The following is a 24,172-nucleotide window of genomic DNA, read 5'->3' as shown; positions in this document are numbered from 1 at the left end:
GGGGGCGCGATGAACCTGACTGCTATCGCCGCCCGCTGCGCGCAGCGGCTGCATGCGCCCGCGGTGCGCTGGCTGCTGCTGCTCGCCATTTGCGCCGCCTACATTCAGGGCGGATTGGTCAAGGCGCTGAACGTCGAAGGCGCCATCGCCGAGATGACCCATTTCGGTCTGCAGCCGGCGGCGCTGTTCGCCGTGCTGGTGACGCTGCTGGAACTGGCGGCGTCGGCGCTGATCCTGAGCGGCTTTTATCGCTGGCTCGGCGCGTTGGCGCTGGCCGGTTTTACCCTGATGGCGACGCTGATGGCCAATCCGTTCTGGCAGTTCGACGGGGCGGAACGCGGCCAGATGATGAACGGATTTTTTGAACACCTTGGGCTGGCCGGCGCGCTGTTGCTGGTGGCATTTAACGATTTGAAGGAGCGAACGGATGGCTGAACAGGCGGACAACAAGGCGGCGGCGGGCGGCTTCGCGCCGCTGAAAATCCCCTTATTTGCGGTGCTGTGGGGCGCCACGGTGCTCGGCAACGTCGGCAGCTTTATGCGCGACGTCGCCAGCTCGTGGCTGATCACCGATCTGTCGAGCAACCCTTCGGCGGTGGCGCTGATGCAGACCGCCGCCACGCTGCCGGTGTTCCTGCTGGCGATCCCGGCCGGGGTGCTGTCGGACATCCTCGATCGGCGGCGCTTTCTGATCTTCGTGCAAATTCTGCTGGCCTGCGTCAGCGGCAGCCTGTTGCTGCTGTCGCAGACCGGTGCGTTGACGGTGGAATACCTGCTGGCGCTGACCTTTGTCGGCGGCATCGGCGCGGCGCTGATGGGGCCGACCTGGCAGGCGATCGTGCCGGAGCTGGTGCCGCGCACCGAGCTGAAAAACGCCGTGGCGCTGAATTCGCTGGGCATCAACATCGCCCGCTCCATCGGCCCGGCGGCCGGCGGCCTGCTGCTGGCCAGCTTCGGCGCCGGCGCGGCCTACGGCGCGGACGTGATGAGCTATGTGCTGGTGATCGCGGCGCTGCTGTGGTGGAAGCGGCCGAAGGCCGAGGACAGCGGCCTGTCGGAACACTTCTTCGGCGCCTTCCGCGCCGGGCTGCGCTATGCCCGTTCCAGCCGCGAACTGCACGTGGTACTGCTGCGGGCGGCGGTGTTCTTCGCTTTCTCCAGCTCGGTTTGGGCGCTGCTGCCGCTGGTGGCGCGCCGCATGCTGGGCGGCAGCGCCGGCTTTTACGGCGTTCTGCTGGGGGCGGTAGGCGCCGGGGCGATCCTCGGGGCGATCGCGCTGCCGCGCCTGCGCCAGCGGCTCAACGCCGACGGGCTGGTGCTGCTGGCGGCGGTGCTGACCGCCGTGGTGATGGCGGCCCTGTCGCTGGCGCCGCCGCAGTGGCTGGCGGTGGTGCTGCTGTTGGTGCTGGGCGCAGGCTGGATTATCGCGCTGACCACGCTCAACGGCGCGGCGCAGGGCGTTCTGCCCAACTGGGTGCGCGGCCGCGGCCTGGCCATTTACCTGATGGTGTTCAACGGCGCGATGGCGGCGGGCAGCCTGCTGTGGGGGCTGGTGGCGCAGGAGCTGGGCGTGGCCGCCACGCTGCTGGTCGGCGGCGTCGGCCTGTTGGCGGCGGGGCTGCTGTTCCACCGCCTGCGGCTGCCGACCGGCGAGGCCGATCTGCAGCCGTCGAACCATTGGCCGGAGCCGCTGGTCAACACGCCGGTCGAGAACGATCGCGGCCCGGTGATGATTCAGGTGGAGTACCGCATCCGCGAACAGGATCGGCCGCAGTTCTTGCGCACGCTGCTGATGCTGGAGCGCGCACGCCGCCGCGATGGCGCTTACGCCTGGGGCATCACCGAGCATACCGGCGATCCGGAATGCATCATGGAGTGGTTCCTGGTGGAGTCCTGGGCGGAGCACCTGCGCCAGCACCAGCGGGTGTCGCACGCCGACGCCGATCTGCAGCAGGAGGCGCTGCGCTTCCATATCGGGCCGGAGAAACCGGTGGTGCATCACTTCCTGTCGCTGGACAGACATCAGGTGAAGCATTAACTGCGCGGCCAGGCGGTGAGAAGGTGCTATGCTTTTGGTCGGTTCGGCGGCGCGGCCGCCGTAAGACGAATGTAGTCAGCACAGGGAGACACATTGATGACGGCACCTTCTGCTTTTGCCCGCGAGCTTGGGCTACGCTATCCGATCGTTCAGGGGCCGATGAACGGCGCGTCGCCGCCGGCGTTGGCGGTGGCGGTGAGCAACGCCGGCGCGCTGGGCTCGTGCGCGGCGGCGCTGTTTTCACCGGCGGTGATCCTCGAACGCGTGCAGCAGATCCGCGCGCAGACCGCCGGGCCGTTCAATATCAACCTGTTTCTGCTCGATGAGCAGCACCCGGATCTCGCCGAGCTCAAGCGCGCCCAGCACCTGCTGCGGCCGTTCCGCGAAGCGCTGGGGCTGAGCGAGCCGCCGATCCCCACCCAATTCGCCGAAAACAACCGTGACCAGATCGCGGCCTTGCTGGAGGCCGCGCCGCCGGTGGCCAGCTTCACCTTCGGCGTGCTGCCGCGCGCCACGGTCACGCAGTTCAAGAAGGCCGGCTCGCGGGTGATCGGCACCGCCACCACGGTGGCGGAAGCCCGCGCCTGGGAAGAGGCGGGCGCCGACTTCGTTTGCGTCTCGGGCTCGGAGGCGGGCGGCCACCGCCCGACCTTCCTCGGCGACATCGAGCAATCCTGCGTCGGCCTGATGGCCCTGCTGCCGCAGGTGGTGGCGGCGGTGAAGATCCCGGTGATCGCCGCGGGCGGTATCATGAACGGGCGCGGCATCGCGGCTGCGCAATTGCTGGGCGCGCAGGCGGCGCAGCTGGGCACCGCGTTCCTGTGCAGCCCGGAGTCGGGCATCGCCGAAGCCTGGCGGGCGGCGCTGAGCAACGCCGGCGATGACAGCACGCGCCTGACGCGCGCCTTCAGCGGCCGCCCGGCGCGCGGTATCGTCAATGATTTCATGCGGCAGATGCGCGCGGAAGAGGCGCAGATCCTGCCTTATCCGGTGCAGAACGCGCTCACCGGCGATATCCGCCAGGCGGCGGCCAAGGCCGGGCGCGGAGAGTTTATGTCGCTGTGGGCCGGGCAGGGCGTGGGCCTGGCGCGGCCGATGCCGGCGGCGGAGCTGGTCGCCACCCTGGCGGCGGAGCTGGAAGCGGTGTGAGCTCGTCTGCGCGATTTGGGGGGAGCAACGGAGCCAAAACCGTTGTTTTCTGCCCCAGGGCTGGACTGAAAACCAATCTGGCGTGGAATTAGCCATCAACGAAAACGTCCAACAAACTCTCGTTTGTTGGACGCTGCTTAAAACGCACTTATGGAAGGCACTGGTAATTACTCAATACCGTATTTTTTCTCGGTTACGAATGCGGGTTCTTTCCAGTTTGGACCTCTTTTATAGCCACCTTTTCCATTAGATGATACATCCCCTTTTTCTCGCATGCTTTTCACTAATGAGATCAGTTCAATGTTTGATATACGTTTATTACCATACATAGTGCAATACCCATCTAATTGAGGATGAGATATCCCGTTTTCTTTTCGTCCCGACAAGAATAAAACTATGTCTCGGATTTGTTCATTTTCAAACATAGGTTTAAAATCAATCATATATAACCTCCAGATTTATTCATCACCAGCTTTTAATGCTTCTGGTGTATATAACAGAGAGCGATCGCTACTTAATTTGTAATCTTCCAACGTCGCCGTATGAGTGTTATTCCATGTAGCACCATCGTCATCAGGTGATATTCCATCAGGAACACCAACTGCTCTATAACGCTCCAATTCCCTGATTTCGTGGGTGTAAAAACGCTTGTCGGTATCGGTGGGCTGTACTTCTCCCTTCAGGATATTTTCCAGGCGGTCAATCATCACCTTGTTATCGGGAGATTCGCCAAACCGCCCGGTATGCAGCTTCACTTTGTCCACGCCGGCGCGGTCAATGGTGGCGGTTTTCCAGTCCAGATTCTGAATTGGGCCACCGGCCTTGTCCGTGTTGTAGTCGCGACCACTGTATTGCCCTTTAGCGTTGGTTTCACCATAGATACCACTGAGCATGACATAGACAGGCTCAACACCGGTTCCCGTTGCATCAGGCTGCCAGTAGATAAAATCCTGCAGTGGCATGTCATCTGCAGGGAACGTCGTCGTGACGATACTGTCGGCCTGCTTTATCTCCGTACCGGTATGCACCGGCGTTACCGGCGCTGCAGACGCAGGATTGCCGGTATGCCACGGACCCGACGGGGCGGTGCCCGGGTTTATCAAAATGGTTCGCCCCGGCGCACCGGCAACCGCCGGCAAGGTTATCCGGTCCAGGCCGGTTTTTTCATCGCGAACCGGCCGATACACCGGCACGGTAGCGGAGACGCCGCCCGTTCCTGTTTTGACCAGTATTACCTCTTGCTGACCGCTATTCCCTCTGCGAATAAACCCGCGCACCGGTAAATCGACCGTGGTCATTTCCGGCTGAATCGGTGTTTTCCCTGCGGCAACCAGGCTGGCCGGAACGGTAAACATCTGTGTTAAATCACGACCCAGCAATTTATCAATATCGCTCTGACTTTCACCGGCTTTCCCCGGCCAGAATCCGACAACGAAGGCGCCGACTGCCGGAGCTACCGCAGTGAGCGTGGTAACCCGGGAAACTTCGACGGCGCCGCGCCACACTCCACCGGATACCCAGCCGGCCAGCTCACTGGCGCTGGTCATCACGCTGTTGATCCATGTTGATAATTGTACCATACCGCCCGCGCGGTTGAGCACCATGACCCCGGCCGTGGCCATCGCGGCATTGGCCGCTTTTATCATGCCGGGTGTATAGACCGGGGCGTCCAGTACGCCGGCTTTGGCGAACAGCGCTTTCCGAGCTGCTTCAGCCTTGCGGGCTTCTTCAGCTCGACGGACTTCCTCTGCCTTACGGGCCTCTTCGGCTTTGCGGGCTTCTTCAGCTCGACGGGCTTCCTCTGCCTTGCGAGCTTCCTCAGCTTTGCGGACTTCCTCTTCCTTCTCACGCTGTTCATTTTCTAAATGTTCAATATTTTGTTTGGCTGTGTCAATTTCTGACTGTATTCTCTTCTCTTCTTCCAGTTTTTTACCCATTTCCTTTCTGTTTAATGATTGCTGCTCCCTAACCCAGGAGGTGGGCTTTTCTCTAGAGAAGAACCAGTCTTCATTATTCAGCTTTAAATATTCCTGATGTACTTTTCGTTTATTAGCTTCATTTCGAAGAATGGTAAGGCGTTCTTTACTTACCTTTAACTTGCTAATAATTACTTTTAGGTTTGCTTTCTCGAACTCAGTCAGTTGACTACTTTCAGCTTTCTTGCTTAATGCGTCAATATCCTTTTGAATTTCTTTAATTTGGTTGTCAATTTCATTTGCTTTATTAGCTGCAAACTGAATGGCTGTATCTGAATCCTCACGGTAACTCTCTTTTGCTTCATTACTGAATGGCGTGATATCATCATCTTCAGGAGCAAAAGCACTTATCGGTTTATTAATATCGGAAATTTTTTGATCCCAGATATGGGTAATATTACTCAATTCCTTCTGTCTATCAGGTAAACCCTCGCCAACCCATGCTTCTACAACCATATTGCTATCTGATAAGTCAAACCCTCGTTGCCACCCATGTCCATTCCACTTGTATCCCATTGAAGTCATTACATCGCGTTCATACTGCGTTGTATCTTCATATCGTGTCATAATCCGATCCCTCTTCAAATAGAACGATGTAATCGACGCGCTGCCGAGCTGCGAATAACGCAGACATTATTGAACCGGGAAGCAGCTTCTGCATTTACACCGCCTTGACGCTCCCTTCCTTTACCATCACCGTAATTAAATCCATTCATAATTGAGTTCCTTTCCGTCATCGTGTTGTAAGCGTGGTACTCGCCTGTAAAGGCGCTGAGAGGTATTCAGTGCTAACCCCCCAATATTGTTAATCAGGCGCGCTCAATGCCTTTTTCCAAGGCAACCAGTCGTCTTTCAAAAGCCTCTCGTTCTGCTTCGCGCAGTGAGCATTCTTCCTTAAGCGCTTCAACCAGCAACGCGACTACGCCGTTGATATTGATGCTGCGGGCGTCTTTCAGCACGCTGCCGTCATTGAGTTTCAGCTCGGTCTGGGTCACGGATTGGGGGAGAATTTCTTCCACTTCTTGTGCAATCACGCCGGCTTCCGGCACGCCCTGTTTGAGGTAGGTGTAGCCGCCGATGTTGGCCAGCTTGTCCAGGGCGCCGTCGATTGGGGTTATTTCCGTTTTCATACGGACGTCAGAGCTGATGTTCCACCCGCCGCCGGTGACGGCATAGCCGTCTTCTTTGAAAACGAACCAGCTATTTTTATTGCCGTCACTCACGTTAATGACCAGCTCGTTGTACTTCACATGGTCGTGGTGATAAATTTTTACGTGTTTATTACCTGGATTAGGTAAATAAAGCCCGTTGGTAAGGGATTCCTGCGATTTATCGACATTCTCAGGCGGGCTTGCAGTGAACCAGCCGTGAGCGTTGCGCTTGGTCAGTTGTCCAACAGACAGCTCGGCATTGGGTTTGACCCGGAGTTCATTCCAGTTTCCCTGCCAGTCGCGGTAAGAGAGCAGGCCATAATCCTCTTTGCCGGCGACCACGCGTGACCCCATCAGCATGGTTGTGGTGATATTACCGCTGGTAAATTTGGTATGTATAGTTGCCGCATTATAGACCTGCCCGTTGATAAGCGGAGCCGGGCCGGTGGTCGCAGTGGAGATGTCGGCATTATGCGAAACCATCGCCCCGCCGGAGATATCTACGCCGTTGCGCAGTGCCACCCGACCGGAAGCCAGATTGAACGAAAAGGGGCGCAGCGTGTTCCACTGCCCGTCCTGTGCCTGTCCGGTTGGTGTGGTCAGGGCATAAAAATCCTTGCCGTCGTTACGCAACATTACGCCGGTGTTGGCGTTGGCCAGTCGAAAGCCGTTGGCAGATTTGGAGACGATTTCACCGTCGCTGACGACCCGTTTGCGCAGTGTAGTCAGCGACTTTAGTTCGGTGATGTCGTCGTTGACGCCACTCTGTACCTGGGCATTTTTCTTTTGTTCAGCCATGATAATTCCTCAGTTTATTAATAAGTTCCTGCCATGGAAATGGCACATGGTAACGCTTTACAGACAGTTAACGACGCTGCGCATTTAAGACGAAGATGGTTAAAAATTACGAAAACTGTATGCATGAACAGTAGGTTATGAGCATCAGGAATAGATATCAAATGATAATGACTATCATTTGCTGTGTGATGGATGAGACAAGAAAGAAGAACGGATGATTTCTGGTGATGACGTAATAACTTATTGATTTATAGAATAATAGTCATTTAAATTGACTGCTTAAGTGCGTTTATTGTTCCGTTGCTCCTCACACCCATTTACTGCTTTGGTGATGTGGGAACCGCGCAAAAAACGCCATCGGCAGGCCTGAAAAGAGGTAAACAGTCCGGCGTTCGCGCCGGACTGCGGATTTCTTGGCTAGACGAGAATATCGGCGGAAGCGTCGACCTGCCCAACGATTTTAACCAGGAAATCAGGCTGGTTATGGCCGGAGAGATTGATCGCCAGATCGGTGACATTCTGCTGCGAGTCATAATTCAGCGCCGCTTCATACAGCGAGCCGCTTAAATTATCGACGAAGTGCAACTCGCCCCCCTCGGCCTTAACCGTCTGGTTGAGCCACGACAGATCGATTTTATCCACCGCCGTTTGGAAATCACGGATCCAGTCCGGCGCGGCGGCCTGGCTGTCGTCGGCTGTGCTGAAGACGAAGGTGTCGGCACCTGCATTGCCCCAGAGCTGATCGGCGCCGTCGGCACCGTAAATGATATCGTTGCCTGCGCCGCCTTTGAGCGTATTGTTCAGTGCGTTGCCCACTAAGATATCGGCGCCGCTGCCGCCGATGATATTTTCAATCTGCGCGCCATAGGCGATGGCGATATTCGCCTTCAATCCGCCCACATCTGAGAATGAGCCTTCGTTAATGTTGATGCGCTGATCTTGGCTGTAGCCCGAAAAATCCAGCGTGTCGTTGCCGCCGGCATCCCAGATAGCCGCCACGATTTTGTCCGTGGACGCCTTAACGCTCAAAAAGTCTCGATCCGTATTCGAGTTGAAACCATAAGTGGTATCACCGGTGCGCGTGGTGGTGTTCGCGCCGTACAGCTTCTGAATGGCGGTAATATCATCCAGCTGCGGCCCCGAGGGCCATACGCCTTTATAGTCGGCGCCGGTGTTTTGTTCACTAAAATAGCTCATCAAAGAGTATTGATGGTCGTCCTCATAATATTTCGCCGAGTTGGTGTAGGTGGGGTAGGTCGCGTTGGAGGCATCATAGTTTCCGGGGTGGGAGAGCCCGAGCGCATGCCCTATTTCATGGGTCAGCGTATCCCTGGCATAGTTATTGGTCTGCGGATTCGAAGCGTCGTAGCCTTTGTTGCCGCTGATCCAGATGGTGCTTTTCAGGTTGTTTTGCGTACTTTCATAGGAGGTGTAATTGCCTCCGCTGGCCGCCTTATAAAAACCAAACTTTATATCAGCACTTTTGGCATCGGTGCCTTTGACTTCGGTGAAGGTGATATTGGCCACGTCTGACCAGGACTGCAATGAAAGCTTGGTTTGGGCCTGTTGGGCGGCGGTAAGCTGTGCGGATCCTGGCTTATCGCTGTCGGTATACACGGGGAAAGAGTAGGTTATTGTTGCCGCATGGTCAGTCACGCCTTTGCCATTGGCGGAATAATGGCTCCTCAGCAACAGATCTGAAACGTCTTCCGTGGCGTATGAAGGCTTGCTGCTTCCCTCGCGATCGCCTCTTTCATAATCGGTTAAATAATCTGAGATTTTATCGGTAGCTAATGACATATCAAACTCCTTTGGACGTTGACAATATTGCACCTAACGCTCTATATGCTCGTACACAGGTTTGAAAATAGGGGGGGGTTATTGGGTTATCATTGGCTTGCCTCCTTGTCTGGCTTGAATATCGCACTCAAGCGGAATATGTCCTTATCATTAATCACGGTGAGGAATTAATGGCGCGCAATGGTTGGCTGAAAGCAGTATAGGCATAATTATTTTATTAATGAGTTATTCTTATATGAATCTTTTACATAAGATATGTGTAAAAGGCGCACTTAAATAACCAGGTGGAATTAAATCTTTATTTAATATTACTCTGTAATTGGCTCGTGGAGTTTACCTAACTGATTTATCTTTTTGCTTTTCATTAATTTTCATCTGTGAATAGCGGCGAGTAGCCACCATTGCCGCAATGCATATAGGCGGCTACACGCCGGCGAACGTCATTAATTGAGTAAGGGATTATTAAGGGCGCTCGCGTACACCGATTAACTTGCCTGATAATTAAAAACTGTAGGTGCCCTGCGCCAGGATGAAGTTCATGTTTTTCAGCCCGGCATGCTGCTGCAGGCTGTGGCCGACGTCGAAGTAGACATAGGCCACCTTGAACTGGAGATCGCTGCGCGGCGTCCAGATGGTTTCGACCTGATACTGATTGCCGATAAAGCGCGAGCCCTGCGCGCTGCCCTTTACCGGGCGCATCGGCCCGAGGTAGAAGGCATCCTCGCGGCGTTGCCGCCACAACGCGTCCCAACTGAAGTCGATGGCCAGGGTTTGCCACGGCGTAATCGTGACCGAAGGATGAATGGCGATCAGGTTAGCCGGCGCCACCAGCCCGTTTTCGGTCAGGTAGGGCAGCTTGGGGTACATGGCGTTAAAGGTATTGAGCTGCCCATCGTGACCGTTTTTATCGCCGCTGGCGATGCCAATCTTGCCGCCAAAGCGCGGCTGCCAGCGCCAGTCGCTCATCCTATACCCGGCGTGCGCCGACGCCGACCAGGCGCGGATGTCGCGCTGTTCTGCGCTGCCGAACTGCCAGGCGGCTTCATTATCCCAGTCGAACCCCTGCGCCGCGCCGAAAATGCGCGCGCCGACGGTATAGCGCCGTTCTTGCCCGCTGAGCTGCGCGTAGTGGGCGTCGTTATCCTCAAAGCCAAAGGTGTAGAGATCGAGCGAGGACGCCAGCGCTGCCAGCGGCGTGGTGCCGTACAGCCCCCACACCTTTTGGCTGTTGTCGGTATCGTCGTCGAAACTGCCGGCTTTGAGGGTGACGGGGTGGCCGATAAAGGCGTCGAGGCGGTTCTTATCCTTGGCCCAGCTGGCGCGGATGGCGTCGAAAGAACGACGCACGTTGGGGCCGTCGCGGGTGCCCATCAGGTGCAGCGAACCCAGCGCAATCTCCTGGCGGCCGGCCCGCAGGGTGCCGAGGCCGTAGGCGGTGGGCAGTTTTAAGTCCACATAGCCCTGGCCGAGATAGGCATGATCTTCGTCGGTCGGTTTGCGCCCGCGATCGCGCGGCGTGGCCAGTGACGATCCCAACTGGAGATAGGCGCCAAAGTCGTCGCCATAGTCGAGGCGCGCGCCAAGCAGCAGGCGCTGCATGAAGGTGTCGTCGCGTCCGCCGCTCAGATCGCGTTGATCCGTCCATTCATAGCGCTCGCGCAGTGAACCGTCGAAAGACAGGGTGGCCGCATCGCCCAACGGGATGTTTTTCCAGGGGGAAGCGGCGGGTTCCGCCGCCAGGGCGGGGAGCGTGGAGAACAGCAACAGTGCGGGAAGCGTGCGTTTCATTATGGATATCCGAAGAAAAAAGCGCGCCGCAGCGCGCCTTGGGTTTATTTAGCCGTCTGGTGAATTTCGGCGATGTAGCCGCCGGGGAAACGCACCAGCGCCGAGGCGCGGCGCTCCGCCGCCGTCGAACGCCACAGCACCTGCGCGCCGCTGGCCGTCGCTTTGGCCAGCGTGGCCGGCAGATCGTCGACGCCATAGCCGGTGCGCTCATGGCCGAACGGATAAGGCAGATGCCCGTCGGTGACGAAAATGCGCGTTTTGCCGAAGCGCGAGTCCAGTTCGATCTGGCGGATCTTGCCGTTGTTGCTGCGGCCGATCGCCGTATCGCTGACCTGTTCGTCGCTCACCACCGTGGCGTGCGAGAACGCCTGGTAGCTTTTCAGGAAATCGTCGACGCGGTAGGCGGAGAGATACAGGCGGTTTTCCGGCACGCTCAGCAGCGGCTTGTAGTTGGGCGCCTTGGTGTGCCAATAGAGCTGCATGTTGACGCCGCCGGGCCACTGGATCACCGCGTCGCGGCCAATCGGATCGTCGAAAGGCGCAACCTGCACATCGGCGCCGGCGGCTCTGGCCTGGCGGATGGCGGCGTCCATATCCCTGACCAGAAAACCGTTGCGCTCGGTGCCGAACGGGTGTGGGATCGGCGTTTTGAAATCGAACACCGAGAAGCTGCCGGCCGGCGTCAGTATCAGCTGGGAGTAGGTTTCGCTCGGCGTGGGCGTGACGTTGACCAGCACGCGTTCGGTGCTGGTGCCGCCGAAGGTTTTCAGGATGCTGTCGACAAAGGCATCCATTTTTCCGCGTTCGACGTAGACATGGGTGGTGTCATATTGCGGCCCCACGGCAAGAGACGCCGTATCGGCCGCCCATGATACGGCAGGGAGCAGCAGCGCAAGGGCTGATATCCTCAGCCGACGAGAAGAAATACCGATAATATGTTGCATGATGACCTCCAGGTAGCGGTTATTTTCCTGAGTGAAGCGTGATTTCCTATGAGCTTTCCCGTCGGCTGAAAAATAAAAACTAAAAACGCAATGCGCGTCGTGAAACATTAAATAAGGGCGAAATTCTGGCGCCTAAGCGAATATCGCGCAGGTGCAGAACCTCTCTTTTTATTGGCATAAAAACGGTGGGGTGCCTTTGCCGGCTAAGCCCGCTGTCGCTAAGGAACGGCGAGGGTCATAAGGCCCGCCTCGCCGCGCGCTGAGGCGAATCGAGGATAATCCATAACGGTGTTCTCCTGGATGGGATATATCGCATTAGCCAGCTGAGTTTACGGTCTTCATTGCCGTCTAAATATAAATACAGCATTAAAAGAATTGTCGCCCATCAAATTTTTATATGACTTGTTGAGTAAATACGAATAAGCGGAAAATAAAATATAACGGCGCGTGCTAAGGCCGGCGTTGAGCGGAGGCGGTGTTGATCTCGGGAGGAAAAACGGCCTGCCGAAGCAGGCCGTTGGGGGATATTTACGCCAGATCGAAACGATCGAGGTTCATCACTTTGTTCCAGGCGGCGACGAAGTCGTGGGCGAACTTCTCCTGCGCGTCGGCGCTGCCGTAGACTTCGGCCAGCGCGCGCAGCTGCGCGTGTGAACCGAACACCAGATCGACGCGGGTGCCGGTCCATTTGACCGCGCCGCTGCGGCGATCGCGCCCTTCGAACAGGCCGTCCTCACCCACCGGGTGCCAGGTGGTGCCCATGTCGAGCAGGTTGACGAAGAAGTCGTTGGTCAGCGCCTGCGGCCGCTGGGTGAATACGCCGTGCGGCGTGCCGCCGACGTTGGCACCGAGTACCCGCAGCCCGCCGACCAGCACCGTCATTTCCGGCGCGGTCAGGGTCAGCAGCTGCGCCTTGTCGACCAGCAGCGTCTCGGCCGGCACGCGGTATTTGCCCTTCAGGAAGTTGCGGAAACCGTCGGCGAGCGGCTCCATCGCCTCGAAGGAGTCCACGTCGGTCTGCTCCTGCGAAGCGTCCATGCGGCCCGGCGCGAACGGCACCGTCAGGGCCAAACCGGCGTTCTTCGCCGCCTGTTCCACGCCCGCCGCGCCGGCCAGCACGATCAGATCCGCCAGCGAGACGCGCTTGCCGCCGGCCTGCGCATCATTGAAGGCGCGTTGGATGCTCTCCAGCTTGGCCAGCGTCGCGGCGAGCTGCGCAGGTTGGTTGACCGCCCAGTCTTTTTGCGGCGCCAGGCGAATGCGCGCACCGTTGGCGCCGCCGCGTTTGTCGGAACCGCGGAAGCTCGAAGCGGAAGCCCAGGCGGTGGAGACCAGTGCCGATACCGGCAGACCGGAAGCCAGCACGGCGTTTTTCAGCGCGGCGATGTCCTGCTCGTCGATCAGCGGATGATCGACCGCCGGGATCGGATCCTGCCAAATCAGCTCTTCCTGCGGCACTTCCGGGCCGAGGTAGCGAGGGCGCGGCCCCATATCGCGGTGGGTCAGCTTGAACCAGGCGCGGGCGAAGGCGTCGGCCAACTCTTCCGGATGCTCATAGAAGCGGCGCGAAATCTTCTCGTAGGCCGGATCGAAGCGCAGCGAAAGGTCGGTGGTCAGCATGGTCGGGCGGCGTTTCTTGTTCGGATCGAAGGCGTCGGGAATGGTTTCACCGATGTCTTTCGCCACCCACTGGTGCGCGCCGGCCGGGCTTTGGCTCAGTTCCCATTCGTATTCGAACAGGTGGCGGAAGAAATCGTGGTTCCACTGGGTTGGGGTGGTGGTCCAGGTGACTTCCAGGCCGCTGGTGATGGCGTCTTTGCCGACGCCGGTGCCGAAGGTGCTGTGCCAGCCGAGGCCCTGCGACTCCAGCCCGGCCGCTTCCGGATCGGCGCCGACGTTAGACGCCGGACCGGCGCCGTGGGTCTTGCCGAAGGTGTGGCCGCCGGCGATCAGCGCCACGGTTTCTTCGTCGTTCATCGCCATGCGGGCGAAGGTTTCACGGATGTCGCGCGCGGCGGCCACCGGATCGGGATTGCCGTCCGGGCCTTCCGGGTTGACGTAGATCAGGCCCATCTGCACCGCCGCCAGCGGGTTCTCCAGGTCGCGGTCGCCCGAGTAGCGGCTGTTTGGCCCGCCGCTCAGCTCCAGCCAGATCTTCTCCGAGCCCCAGTAGACGTCGTCCGGCTCCCAGGTGTCGGCACGGCCGCCGGCGTAGCCGAAGGTTTTGAAGCCCATCGATTCCAGCGCCACGTTGCCGGTCAGGATAATCAGGTCGGCCCAGGAGATGTTGCGGCCGTATTTCTGTTTGATCGGCCACAGCAGGCGGCGCGCCTTGTCGAGGCTGACGTTGTCCGGCCAGCTGTTGAGCGGGGCGAATCGCTGCTGGCCTTCGCCCGCGCCGCCGCGGCCGTCGCCGATGCGGTAGGTGCCGGCGCTGTGCCAGGCCATGCGGATGAACAGGCCGCCGTAGTGGCCGAAGTCCGCCGGCCACCATTCCTGCGAGTCGGTCATCAGGGCGTGCAGATCCTGTTTGACCGCCGCCAGATCGAGACTGTTGAAGGCATCGGCGTAGTTGAAGTCTTTATCCATCGGATCGGACAGGGGGGAGTGCTGATGCAGCGGTTTCAGGCTGAGCTGATTGGGCCACCAATCCTGATTGGTGGGGCCGTTCTGCGGTGCGGGCTGCTTGCCGCCCGAAAACGGGCATTTGCTTTCAGTTGTCATAATGCGCTCTCTGCTTCCGTAAGGGTGCTCCAGCCGCCGGGCGTGGAGCGGTTAACAAGGCATGCGGGTAAGGCTTGCGTCGGGTGTTGCGCTAAATAACTGAACTCAATGGAATCACATCGCCCCGGCCGCTAACGGGCAAAGGGTGACTCATGGCTAAGCTTAGTCAGCGGCGGCGGAGAGATAAAATAGGAATGATTGAATACTGTGATAGCTTGCGGCGATTCATGGCTGTGTTATTGATAGTCAGCGCGGCGCTCTATCGGCGCCGCAGCATCACCTTGAGCACCGCGTCTGCCAGCCTGCCGAACGGCGCGCGCAGCAGATCGGTGAAGCGCCAGCGGCTTTGGATAAAGACGCCCTTGGCATGGCTCAGCGCCCGGAATCCTTCGATGCCGTGACAGGCCCCCATGCCGCTGGGGCCGATGCCGCCGAACGGCAGATCGTCCTGGGCAAAGTGCAGCAGGGTGGCGTTGACGCTGACGTTGCCGGAGGTGGTGCGTGCCAGCAGCCTGTCCTGCAGCGTGCCGCCTGGGCCAAAGTAGTACAGCGCCAGCGGGCGCGGCCCGGCGTTGATAACGTCGATCGTTTCATCAAAGGCGGTGTAGGTGCGCACCGGCAGCAGCGGCCCGAAGATCTCCTCTTGCATGATCCGGCTGTCGTCGGGGGCGCCGACGATCAGCGTGGGGGCGAGGGTTTTCGGCCGTTCCACCGCCGAGTCCGGGCGGTGGCCCACCGGAACGATCCGCGCGCCCCGCGCCTGGGCGTCGGTGAGCAGATCCTGCAAACGGTGGTAGTGCCTGTCGTTGATGATGGCGCCGTAGTCATGGCTCGTCGGCCCGTCGGGGTAAAACGCTTTGACCGTCGCGTCGTAGAGCGCAATGAAGTTTTCCACATCGTCCTGATGGATCAGCAGGAAATCGGGCGCGATGCAGGTTTGGCCCGCGTTCGACAGCTTGCCGAACGCCAGGCTGTTAACGGTTCTGGCGTTAACCGCGCCGGGCGCCACCACGGCGGGGCTTTTGCCGCCCAGCTCGAGCGTCAAGGGCACCAGATTTTTACCGGCCGCCTGCATGACCTGACGGCCGATCGCCGTGCTGCCGGTGAACACCAGGTGATCGAACGCCAGTGTGCTGAACCCGGCCCCGACGTCCGGCCCGCCGGTCACCACGGCGACCTCATCGGCGGGAAACAGCGCCGCCAGCATCGTTTCGATAAGCTGGCTGGTGTGCGGCGTGAGCTCCGAAGGTTTCAGCATCACGCGGTTGCCGGCGGCCAGGGCGGTGGCCAGCGGGATGAAGGTCAACGAAAACGGGTAGTTCCACGGCGCCATGATGCCAATTACGCCCTTGGGTTGATACTGCACGTAGGCGCGCCCGGCCTGATACGGCAGGGCGACGTGGCGGCGTTCCGGCTGCATGAAGCGCTTCAGATTGCGCAGCAGGTAATCGATCGCCTGCACGGTGACCAGAATCTCCAGGATGTCGGTTTCGTAAGGCGAACGGTGGCCGAAGTCTGCGCTGACGGCCGCCGTCAGCGCGTCGCGCTGGGCCAAAATGGCGCTCCGCAGGCGGCGCAGGGCGGCCTTGCGCTGAGCGATCGTCGGTGCGCCGTCGCGCAGGAAGGCATGACGTTGGGCGGCAAGCCGTTGCTCCATCGTCATGAGGATGTCATCTCCCTGCACTTGAATTCTCCTGATGCCGAGTGAAAGCGGGAATGCGGTTTGCCGAATCGTGTTTGACCTTAAAGTGAACTTTAAACCTATACTCGTTAAACGATCAACGCAAGATCGTCGGCCAACCGGGATGAGGGAGCCAGAGATCCCGGCGCCGCGCGCAGTATAAACCTTCTTTTTTAACCAAAGTGTAAATGGGAGAAACGACATGGGTTACGTAACGACCAGCGATGGCGTCGAGATTTTCTACAAGGATTGGGGCCCCAAAAACGGCAAGGTTATCTATTTTCACCACGGCTGGCCGCTGTCCAGCGATGACTGGGATGCCCAGATGCTGTTCTTCGTGAAGAAAGGGTTCCGCGTGGTTGCGCACGATCGCCGCGGCCACGGCCGCTCCAGCCAGGTGTGGGAAGGGCACGACATGGACCACTACGCCGATGACGTCGCCGCGGTGGTAAAACACCTGGGCGTGCAGGGCGCGATGCACGTGGGCCACTCGACGGGCGGCGGCGAGGTGGTGCGCTATATCGTGCGCCACGGCGAGGACAAGGTATCCAAAGCGGTGCTGATCAGCGCGGTGCCGCCGCTGATGGTGAAAACCGACGCCAATCCGCAGGGCACCCCCAAAGCGGTGTTCGATGATTTCCAGGCGCAGCTGGCCGCCAACCGGGCGCAGTTCTATTACGACGTGCCCGCCGGCCCGTTCTACGGTTATAACCGCCCGGGCGCCAAACCGTCGGAGGCGATTATCTGGAACTGGTGGCGCCAGGGCATGATGGGCGGCGCCAAGGCGCACTACGACGGCATCGTCGCCTTCTCGCAGACCGATTTCACCGAAGATCTCAAGAAGATCGCCATTCCGGTGCTGGTGATCCACGGCGACGACGATCAGGTGGTGCCTTATCAGGATTCCGGCGTGCTGTCGGCCAAGCTGGTGCAGAACGGCACGCTCAATACCTATAAGGGCGCGCCGCACGGCATCCCGACCACCCATGCCGATCAGGTCAACGCCGATCTGCTGGCGTTCGTGAACAGCTAAAGACTCAACGCGTCGCGAGCCTCGCCCTTCACCGGGCGGGGCTTTTATTGGCTGCGGGAGAGCGGATCACCAATGATAGCTGATGCCCATATCGAGCTTGTCCGACGCATCGACGCCGGGCGTGTGCTGCGAAAGGTTATTGAATTCATAGTTAATAAACACCTGCATATTGCTGTTGAGTAACCAGGTGACCCCCAGCTCCTCATAGTTCAATAAGTCCATGTTCCGGCCTGCCCGGGTCTGTATCAAAAGGGTATAGCCGATGTTGGGTTGGATGTGGTCCGTCAGCCGATATTTGGCGAGCGCTTCATAACTTGACGCCGAACCGCGGTTAGCGGTTTGTTGCGGGCTGATGGCGTTGTCGCTTTGGGTGAACACGGCCGCAAGATAGATTTTTTTCGACGCATAGAGAACCCCTTCGGCCAGCGTATCGATGCGCCGGCGATAGCCGGCGGCGCGTTGTTGCCGCTGCGTGGTTTGAGACGCCGAGGCGGCGGCGATGAGGCTGAGCGTCGGCGTCAGCGCATAACGGAAGGAGAGGCCGAATCCGTTGCCGTTTTGTTTGCCCGGCGTTTGCCGGTCGTCGCCGTCTTTGAACTGATATTGCAACGCGAGTGCGGCGCGCCGCTGAAACAGGCTGAAGGGGCGGCGGTAAGTGAGCAGGTTACGCGCCCGGCCGCGCATAAAATTGTCGATGTAGTTGTAGGCCATCTCTCTAAACAGCGGAGAGCGATCGGTCAGGGCGGTCACATCATAGAGCACGCCCCAATTGCGGCCGATATCGAGGCTGCCGAAGGTTGCGTTTTGCACCCCAATATAGGCGAGTCGGGTGCTGTTGCGAGTCGCGTCGGCGAAGCTGACGGTATATTCCCAGTGGGCGTAGGCCCGCCAGCGCGGCGCGATCTTTTTTTTGCCTATCAGGCCGAAATAGAGGTAGCTGCGGTCGCCGTCGTCGCGCGCGTTTTGGCCGCTGTAGCGTCTGGCGATAATCGTGCCGTAGAAATTCAGGCTGTTTTGCTGCGACCCCGTCAACGACACGGCGAAGGCGCCGCGTGGTAATAGGGCCAGCAGGGGGAAAAGCATGCCCGCCGAAAAATAACGCGGATTGCATTTTATCATGATGACACCGTCCCTGTGCGCGGCAAGCCCGTGAGCTTGCCGCCTCGGCGAAGCTTAAGCGTGCGTTTCGCGTTTAAAGTAGCTGACGATCCCCTGAGCGATCGCCGTGGCAATTTTATTGCGGAATGCGGGGGTGCCGAGCAGCCTTTCTTCCTCAGGGTTGGTGATGAAAGAGGTTTCCACCAACACGGAAGGAATATACGGGGATTTTAAGACCACGAAGGCCGCCTGTTCGGTATTTTTGGCATGCAGGTGATGAATGGGCGCAATATGTTGAATCAGGTGCGAGCCCAGCGTCAGGCTTTCTTTGATCGTTTCCGTCTGCTCCAAATCAAACAGTATCTTCTGCAAATAGCGGTCTTTCTTGATGACGTTAGGGCCGGCGAGATCGTCCGCCGCGTTTTCACTGTTCGATAAGTATTTCGCCATCGCGCTGCTGGCGCCTTTATTGGAAAGCGCAAAGACCGAAGCGCCGCAGGCGCTGGGGCAGGTAAAACCGTCGGCGTGGATGGACATGAAAAGATCCGCACCGTGCCGGTGCGCGATCTCCACCCGATCGTAAAGCGGAATAAAAACGTCGCTGTCGCGCGTCAGGCGGGCATCGATGCCGTGTCGATCGAGCTGTGCACGCACATTTTTGGCGATCGCCAGAACGACATGTTTTTCCAGCGAACCGGTGTGGCCAATGGCACCGGAGTCGATGCCGCCATGACCGGGATCCAACATGACCAGGAATCTTTTTCGCGCCCCCTGAGGTTTGGGGCGCGGCAGGCCGTGGGCGTGAGCCAGCGGGGAAACGGCGCCGTTCAGCGTCAGGGCCGCCAGCCCTGCCAACATCATTCTGCGGCGAGATAACCGGGTGTTCAAAAGGTCCGTCTTAGCCATAAGGTTAACCAGCATAAAAGGAAAGGGTGTTTTTGTTATAACATAACAATTTCACGCGCCAGCGGGGTTGTCTGTTAGCGGCTGTTACTTTTAATGTCATTCCTTAAATTCACTGGTTTTTTATACTGCATTTATTTTGTTTATTGAATATTCGTATTGCTATTAATTTGTTTTGTATTTGTTAATTCTTATTTTGACACACTATTTAATCTAATATTTCAAATGAGATTTATTCTCCTCTTTAATTGATATGTTATAACGTAATTACTAAAACGGATAAAAAACGGGGTCTTTGCCGCCGGCATGAAGTCACTCACGTTTTTGGAGCGTTAACATGACTTTTAAACACCAGGAAAAAGAGACATTAAATATATTCGCCGTTCTCGCCGTCTCGTTAAGCACGGTTATCGCCATGCTCGACAGTACCATCGCCAACGTGGCGCTGCCGGTGATCGCCAAAGATTTCGGCGTTTCCGAATCGGCCTCCATCATGATTATTAATGCCTACCAGTTTGCCGTCGTGGCCTCTTTGATGCCCTTCGCGGCGCTGGGTCGCGCGGTGGGCAATAAAAAAATCTTTATGGCCGGGGTGGTGCTGTTCGCTTTTTCATCCCTGGGCTGCGCGCTGTCCACGACGCTGGAGATGCTGACGGCATTCAGGGTGATACAGGGCTTCGGCGCGGCGGCGGTGCTCAGCGTCAATGCGGCGCTGATCAAGGAGATATACCCGGCAAGGCTGCTTGGGCGCGGCCTGGGCATAAACGTGATGGTGGTGTCGGTTTCCGCCGCCGCCGGGCCATCCATCGCCTCGGCGATACTTTCTCAAACGAGCTGGAACTGGCTGTTTACCATTAATGTTCCCATCGCCTGCCTGTCGCTGCTGCTGAGCGTGATATTCCTGGGTTCCCGCGAGCGGCGCAGCGTTGGGTTCGACAGCGGGGGCGCCCTGTTGGTGTTTGTGCTGTTTATCGCTTTCTCGCTCAGCACCATGAGCATGACCACTCACCATCTGCCGGCGGCGGCGCTGAGCTTTGCGGTATTCGCCGGGCTGGCCGGGTTGCTGTACATCAATCAAAAAAGAAAGGCCGACGCCGCGCTGATCCCGATCGCGATGCTGCATAACCCGACGCTGTCATTGTCTTTGCTGATGTCGATGCTGTCCTACAGCACCCAGCTTTTGGCCTATGTTTCGCTGCCTTTTTATTTTCACAACGTTCTGCAAAGAAACGTGGTGGAAATCGGTCTGTTGCTGACCGCCTGGCCGCTGGCCACCATGGCGTCTTCGCTAATTTCCGGCGATTTGGCCAAGAAGTACGATCCCAATCTTGTTGCCCTCTCGGGCCTTGCCTGTCTGCTGGCAGGCATGCTGCTGATGGCCAATCTGCCGAGCGATCCGTCGAATGGGGCGATCGTATGGCGCGTGGCGCTGTGCGGCATCGGTTTCGGCCTGTTTCAATCACCGAACAACCTGTTGATCATGACGTCGGTCTCCCATGAAAACAGCAGCATCGCCAGCGGCCTGTTGGGCAGTTCCCGGCTGATTGGGCAAATCGTCGGTTCGGCGTTGGTGGCGATTTTCTTCAACATGCGGGGCGCGCAAGCGACGAATATCAGTTTAATGGCGGGGGCGGCATTCTCGTTCCTTTCTCTGGTCGTGAGCTATATGCGCTTCAAGTCCGCCGTTACGTTAAAAACCAGTAAATAGAAGCACGAGGTTTCCCATGCGATTTATCCCATTAGTGCCGTTGGTTATCGGCATGGCGGCGTTTTCCCTTGCCGGCTGCACGACCTACCACGACGTGGCGTTGCAACAAAAAGAGACGGGGCTCAATAGCCAATATTACCTGCTGCAGCCGCCGGTCTATGTCGGCGACCGGTTGAAATATGGTCTGAAGGACGGCAGCGGCGGCGAGTTGACGGTGGCGAAGGTTGAACCGAAAGACCTGGTCGCCGACAGCGGAAAAATCATTCCCCTGTCGCAGCTCTCTTTCCTGCAACGAAAAGACCTTTCCACAGGAAAAACCGCCGCGTTGGTCGGCGGCGGCGCGGTCGCCACCACGGCAATCGTCTTTGTGGCCGGGATAACCATCATGGCCGCCGGCATCGCCGCGTCGGCCTAACGCAGCCCATCGCCGCACGCCACCGAGCGTGCGCACAGGAGGCTCCATGTGCGTCACAGTGAAATTTATCGCCACCGCGCTGCTGGCAATATTCGCCTTGCCGACGGCGCCTTGCGCCAGCGGTAGTCAGCCGGCGGCGGCCGAACGGCCGCAGAGCGCAGCGGTGCAAAAGTTGCCTGGCCACTATCAGCGGATCGTCATCACCGGCAACTGCCCCTTCGGCGTGATCCTGGCGAACGAGGCGGCCTACCGGCACGTCGTCGGCGTGGGGCCCTGGGCGTTCATGCATGCCGATATGCATGTGTTGAAGGACATGAAGCCTGACATCGGCAGGATCACCTCCGCCTTCATCAATAAGGACTACCGGGTCAACATGGAGTCGTTAATGAATCTACGGCCCGACATTATTTATTACTACGGCAAAAGCCAGGACGATCGGCTGGAAAGGGCGGGCGTGATGACCGTCGATCTGGATGCCGGCGGGAAGACAAAGTACCAACCGATGGTCACCCAGATGTATTGGGAAAATACCTTCGCCGACACGCTCGGCCTGCCGCGCACGCACAAATTCAAAGACGCCTGGGAAAAGACCCTGAAGCAGATCCGCCCCTATGCCGCAGCCATCCGCGCGCAGCACGTCAGGGCGTTGTATCTCGAAGAAAGCGACGGCAGGCAGCTGAAGGTGAGCGGCCCGCATACCTACGGCGACACCTACCTGAAAATGGCCGGCATGGACAACGTCGCCGGGGATTTGCCGGTGAAAGGGGATGCCGGCAGGTACATCAACGTTTCGATGGAGCAGATCATGGCCTGGGACCCGGATGTGATTTTCGTGGTTTTCGGCAGCGCTAAAGCGCTGCTGCACGGGGGGATCCCCGGCCAGGCCTGGGAGACGCTCAGGGCGGTAAAAAACGGCAAGGTTTTCTCGACGCCGGTGGGCATTCATAACTGGGGGGGCCTGTCGGCGGAAACGTCACTGCTGCCGCTGTTTATGATCAACCGCTATGCCCCTGAAGACATTAGCGACAAGACGCTGCGGGAGGAGACGCGCCGCTATTATCAGACGATGTTCTCCTATGCGATCCCGGACCGTTTGTTGGATGAGGTGCTGGCACAGCGCTAGCACCACGGTTGAATTGCGTTAGTGGGTTGGAGGAGCTTGGGGATGCCGGGCAGAGGAAAATATATGGCGATCATGGTAGGGCTGTTTTTAGCCTTGTGTGTGGTTGCCGTCGCATCACTGTTTGCCGGCCGTTACGCCTTGTCGGCCCATGACGTGCTGCAGATTTTATGGCAGGGGAACATGCCGGGGGAAAACCAGGCCCACTATTCGGTGATTTTTAACCTGCGTGCGCCGCGGGTGGTGGCGGTGATGCTGGTGGGCGGCGGGTTGGCGGTCGCCGGCGCGACCTTTCAGGCGGTGCTGAAAAACGCGTTAGCCAGCCCGGACGTGCTGGGCACGTCTTCCGCCTCCGCCTTTGGCGCCGCGCTGGGCATTTTATTGAGTTTGCCTTTTGCCCTGAGTTCCCTGCTGTCGTTTCTTTTCGGCGTGGTGAGTTTGTTGCTGGTGCTTGGCATTTGCCGCCTGAAACGCCGGCAGGATGCGCTGACGACGATCCTGTCCGGCATGATTATCGCGTCGGTGTTTATCGCGTTTGTCTCGGCCATCAAATATGTCGCCGATCCGCAGGATACCTTGCCCGCCATCGTCTTCTGGCTGATGGGCAGCTTCGCTTCGGTGGCGAAAGCGCAGGTCTATTGGCTGATCCCGCTGTTTGCGGCGTGTTACCTGACTATCTACCGGCTCAGGTGGAACATGAACATTCTCTCGCTGGGGGACGACGAGGCGCGCATTGCCGGCCTGAATCCGCCCCGGCTGAAGATCCTATTGCTGATCGCCGCCTCTCTGCTGGTTTCCGCTTCCGTGAGCTTGGCCGGCGTGGTGGGGTGGGTTGGCTTGGTGATCCCCCATTTGGTGCGAAGCGTGCTGGGATATAACCACGGCCGTTTGATCCCAGCATCGGCGCTCGGCGGCGCGTTGTTTTTGCTGGTTATCGACAATATTGCGAGAGGCGCCACCTATACGGAAATTCCAATCGGTATCCTGACCGCGCTGATCGGCGCGCCGCTTTTCGCGGTGCTTTTTATTCTGGGGAATCGATATGATCACCGCTAGCCGGCTAGCCTTTGGTTTCAAGGGGCGGGAGCCCATTTTCGACAACGTCAGCTTCGAGCTTAAGCGCGGCGAGATCCTCAGCGTGCTGGGCCCGAACGGCGCCGGCAAAACGACGCTGCTGAGAAATATTGCGGGCCTGTGTCGGCCCAGCGCCGGCAGGTGCGAGATCGGCCGCGTCGATAATCGAGAGGCGCGCCTGGCCTACGTGCCGCAGGCGAAGGCGCCACATTTTTCCTATGGCGTACTCGATTTTGTCACTTTCGGCTGCGCCCGCCATGCGGGATGGTTCGCCGGGCCGCGGCGGCAAGATTTCACCAGGGCGCAGGCGGTGTTGCACGCGTTGGAGATCGCGCCGCTGGCGCAGAAAAATATCAACCAGATCAGCGGCGGTGAACTGCAGATGTGTTATTTCGCCAAGGCGCTGGTGGCAGATCCCGACGTCATGATCCTCGACGAACCGGAATCGAATCTGGATTTTTACAATCAGGCCAAAATGATCGAGATGCTGTGGCGCCTCGCCAAAGAGCGGCAGATGACGATCGTGCTGAATACGCATTTCCTCAATTACGCCGAACGCATCTCCGACAAGTGTTTACTGATGGCAAAACGGCAGTCGTTGTTTGGCGTTAAAAGCGCTGTGCTGCGGGAAGATATCCTGGAGCGCTATTTCCGGGTGCCGGTAAGAAAGTGCCACTATCAACACCAGGGCGCCGGCGAAGAAACCTTTATTATCGCTCTACGCAATCTCGCCTGAGTTTCGGCTGCAAAGATTGCTTGAGGGATATCCCTC

Annotated in this window: 19 protein-coding genes; 9 read left to right on the top strand and 10 right to left on the bottom strand. The window is 58.5% G+C overall.

All coding sequences use genetic code 11. The features are described 5' to 3' along the window. The first annotated feature begins 9 nt into the window (after nt 1–9). The 3 genes from SSARUM2_RS16135 to SSARUM2_RS16125 all read left to right on the top strand — a co-directional run bounded on the left by SSARUM2_RS16135 (nt 10) and on the right by SSARUM2_RS16125 (nt 3,187). On the top strand, nt 10–435 hold the full coding sequence (locus tag SSARUM2_RS16135; protein WP_033639880.1) for a DoxX family protein: 426 nt from the start codon (nt 10–12) through the stop codon (nt 433–435). Beyond that, nucleotides 428–2,038 (top strand): MFS transporter, encoded by a 1,611-nt coding sequence (locus SSARUM2_RS16130; protein ID WP_060425992.1) that lies wholly within the window; start codon nt 428–430, stop codon nt 2,036–2,038. The genes SSARUM2_RS16135 and SSARUM2_RS16130 overlap by 8 nt, the downstream gene beginning before the upstream one ends. A gap of 96 nt (nt 2,039–2,134) precedes the next feature. Continuing rightward, nucleotides 2,135–3,187, top strand: coding sequence for a nitronate monooxygenase (locus SSARUM2_RS16125; RefSeq protein ID WP_060452543.1), 1,053 nt, complete (start codon nt 2,135–2,137; stop codon nt 3,185–3,187). Between the two features lie 167 nt (nt 3,188–3,354). On the opposite strand, the gene SSARUM2_RS16120 is transcribed toward SSARUM2_RS16125, so the two are convergent. The 8 genes from SSARUM2_RS16120 to SSARUM2_RS16085 all read right to left on the bottom strand — a co-directional run bounded on the left by SSARUM2_RS16120 (nt 3,355) and on the right by SSARUM2_RS16085 (nt 16,031). After that, nucleotides 3,355–3,630 (bottom strand): hypothetical protein, encoded by a 276-nt coding sequence (locus SSARUM2_RS16120; protein WP_071796825.1) that lies wholly within the window; start codon nt 3,628–3,630, stop codon nt 3,355–3,357. Between the two features lie 15 nt (nt 3,631–3,645). After that, nucleotides 3,646–5,730, bottom strand: coding sequence for an S-type pyocin domain-containing protein (locus SSARUM2_RS16115; protein WP_223479893.1), 2,085 nt, complete (start codon nt 5,728–5,730; stop codon nt 3,646–3,648). A gap of 242 nt (nt 5,731–5,972) precedes the next feature. Further along, nucleotides 5,973–7,112: a tail fiber domain-containing protein gene (locus SSARUM2_RS16110; protein WP_049211368.1), complete on the bottom strand. Its 1,140-nt coding sequence runs from the start codon at nt 7,110–7,112 to the stop codon at nt 5,973–5,975. Between the two features lie 417 nt (nt 7,113–7,529). Then, nucleotides 7,530–8,912 (bottom strand): serralysin family metalloprotease, encoded by a 1,383-nt coding sequence (locus SSARUM2_RS16105; RefSeq protein ID WP_049233595.1) that lies wholly within the window; start codon nt 8,910–8,912, stop codon nt 7,530–7,532. Nucleotides 8,913–9,413: 501 nt separating this feature from the next. Continuing rightward, the gene (locus tag SSARUM2_RS16100; protein ID WP_194243211.1) at nt 9,414–10,700 is read right to left on the bottom strand and encodes an alginate export family protein; all 1,287 of its coding nucleotides are present in this window, start codon (nt 10,698–10,700) and stop codon (nt 9,414–9,416) included. 44 nt (nt 10,701–10,744) lie between these two features. Next, on the bottom strand, nt 10,745–11,542 hold the full coding sequence (locus SSARUM2_RS16095) for a glyoxalase (protein ID WP_197791519.1): 798 nt from the start codon (nt 11,540–11,542) through the stop codon (nt 10,745–10,747). A gap of 630 nt (nt 11,543–12,172) precedes the next feature. Then, nucleotides 12,173–14,368, bottom strand: coding sequence for a catalase/peroxidase HPI (gene katG, locus SSARUM2_RS16090; RefSeq protein WP_039565197.1), 2,196 nt, complete (start codon nt 14,366–14,368; stop codon nt 12,173–12,175). A gap of 259 nt (nt 14,369–14,627) precedes the next feature. Continuing rightward, nucleotides 14,628–16,031, bottom strand: coding sequence for a coniferyl aldehyde dehydrogenase (locus SSARUM2_RS16085; RefSeq protein ID WP_049195264.1), 1,404 nt, complete (start codon nt 16,029–16,031; stop codon nt 14,628–14,630). 220 nt (nt 16,032–16,251) lie between these two features. Between SSARUM2_RS16085 and SSARUM2_RS16080 the strand changes: the two genes are divergently transcribed. Then, nucleotides 16,252–17,082, top strand: a complete 831-nt coding sequence (locus SSARUM2_RS16080; protein ID WP_282488499.1) for an alpha/beta hydrolase — start codon at nt 16,252–16,254, stop codon at nt 17,080–17,082. A gap of 66 nt (nt 17,083–17,148) precedes the next feature. Here SSARUM2_RS16080 and SSARUM2_RS16075 read toward each other — a convergent pair whose 3' ends face one another. Both SSARUM2_RS16075 and amiA read right to left on the bottom strand, forming a co-directional pair. Further along, nucleotides 17,149–18,201, bottom strand: coding sequence for a porin (locus tag SSARUM2_RS16075; RefSeq protein ID WP_049195265.1), 1,053 nt, complete (start codon nt 18,199–18,201; stop codon nt 17,149–17,151). Nucleotides 18,202–18,255: 54 nt separating this feature from the next. Continuing rightward, on the bottom strand, nt 18,256–19,086 hold the full coding sequence (gene amiA / locus SSARUM2_RS16070) for an N-acetylmuramoyl-L-alanine amidase AmiA (RefSeq protein WP_049195279.1): 831 nt from the start codon (nt 19,084–19,086) through the stop codon (nt 18,256–18,258). A 334-nt stretch (nt 19,087–19,420) separates the two neighbouring features. Here amiA and SSARUM2_RS16065 point away from each other — a divergent pair, with 334 nt between their 5' ends. From SSARUM2_RS16065 to SSARUM2_RS16045, 5 genes are all read left to right on the top strand, one after another. Then, complete coding sequence (locus SSARUM2_RS16065) at nt 19,421–20,791, top strand: MFS transporter (protein ID WP_041035867.1); 1,371 nt, start codon at nt 19,421–19,423, stop codon at nt 20,789–20,791. A 16-nt stretch (nt 20,792–20,807) separates the two neighbouring features. Beyond that, the gene (locus tag SSARUM2_RS16060) at nt 20,808–21,206 is read left to right on the top strand and encodes a hypothetical protein (protein ID WP_223181972.1); all 399 of its coding nucleotides are present in this window, start codon (nt 20,808–20,810) and stop codon (nt 21,204–21,206) included. Nucleotides 21,207–21,252: 46 nt separating this feature from the next. Then, nucleotides 21,253–22,329, top strand: coding sequence for an ABC transporter substrate-binding protein (locus tag SSARUM2_RS16055; protein WP_202637324.1), 1,077 nt, complete (start codon nt 21,253–21,255; stop codon nt 22,327–22,329). A gap of 63 nt (nt 22,330–22,392) precedes the next feature. After that, the gene (locus SSARUM2_RS16050; protein ID WP_225369036.1) at nt 22,393–23,382 is read left to right on the top strand and encodes an iron ABC transporter permease; all 990 of its coding nucleotides are present in this window, start codon (nt 22,393–22,395) and stop codon (nt 23,380–23,382) included. Beyond that, nucleotides 23,369–24,136: an ABC transporter ATP-binding protein gene (locus SSARUM2_RS16045; RefSeq protein WP_048321770.1), complete on the top strand. Its 768-nt coding sequence runs from the start codon at nt 23,369–23,371 to the stop codon at nt 24,134–24,136. The genes SSARUM2_RS16050 and SSARUM2_RS16045 overlap by 14 nt, the downstream gene beginning before the upstream one ends. Nucleotides 24,137–24,172: the final 36 nt, after the last annotated feature.

Source organism: Serratia sp. K-E0102 (assembly GCF_029962625.1).
Taxonomy (GTDB): Bacteria; Pseudomonadota; Gammaproteobacteria; order Enterobacterales; family Enterobacteriaceae; genus Serratia; species Serratia sarumanii.
This window is presented reverse-complemented; position numbering and strand designations above follow the sequence as displayed.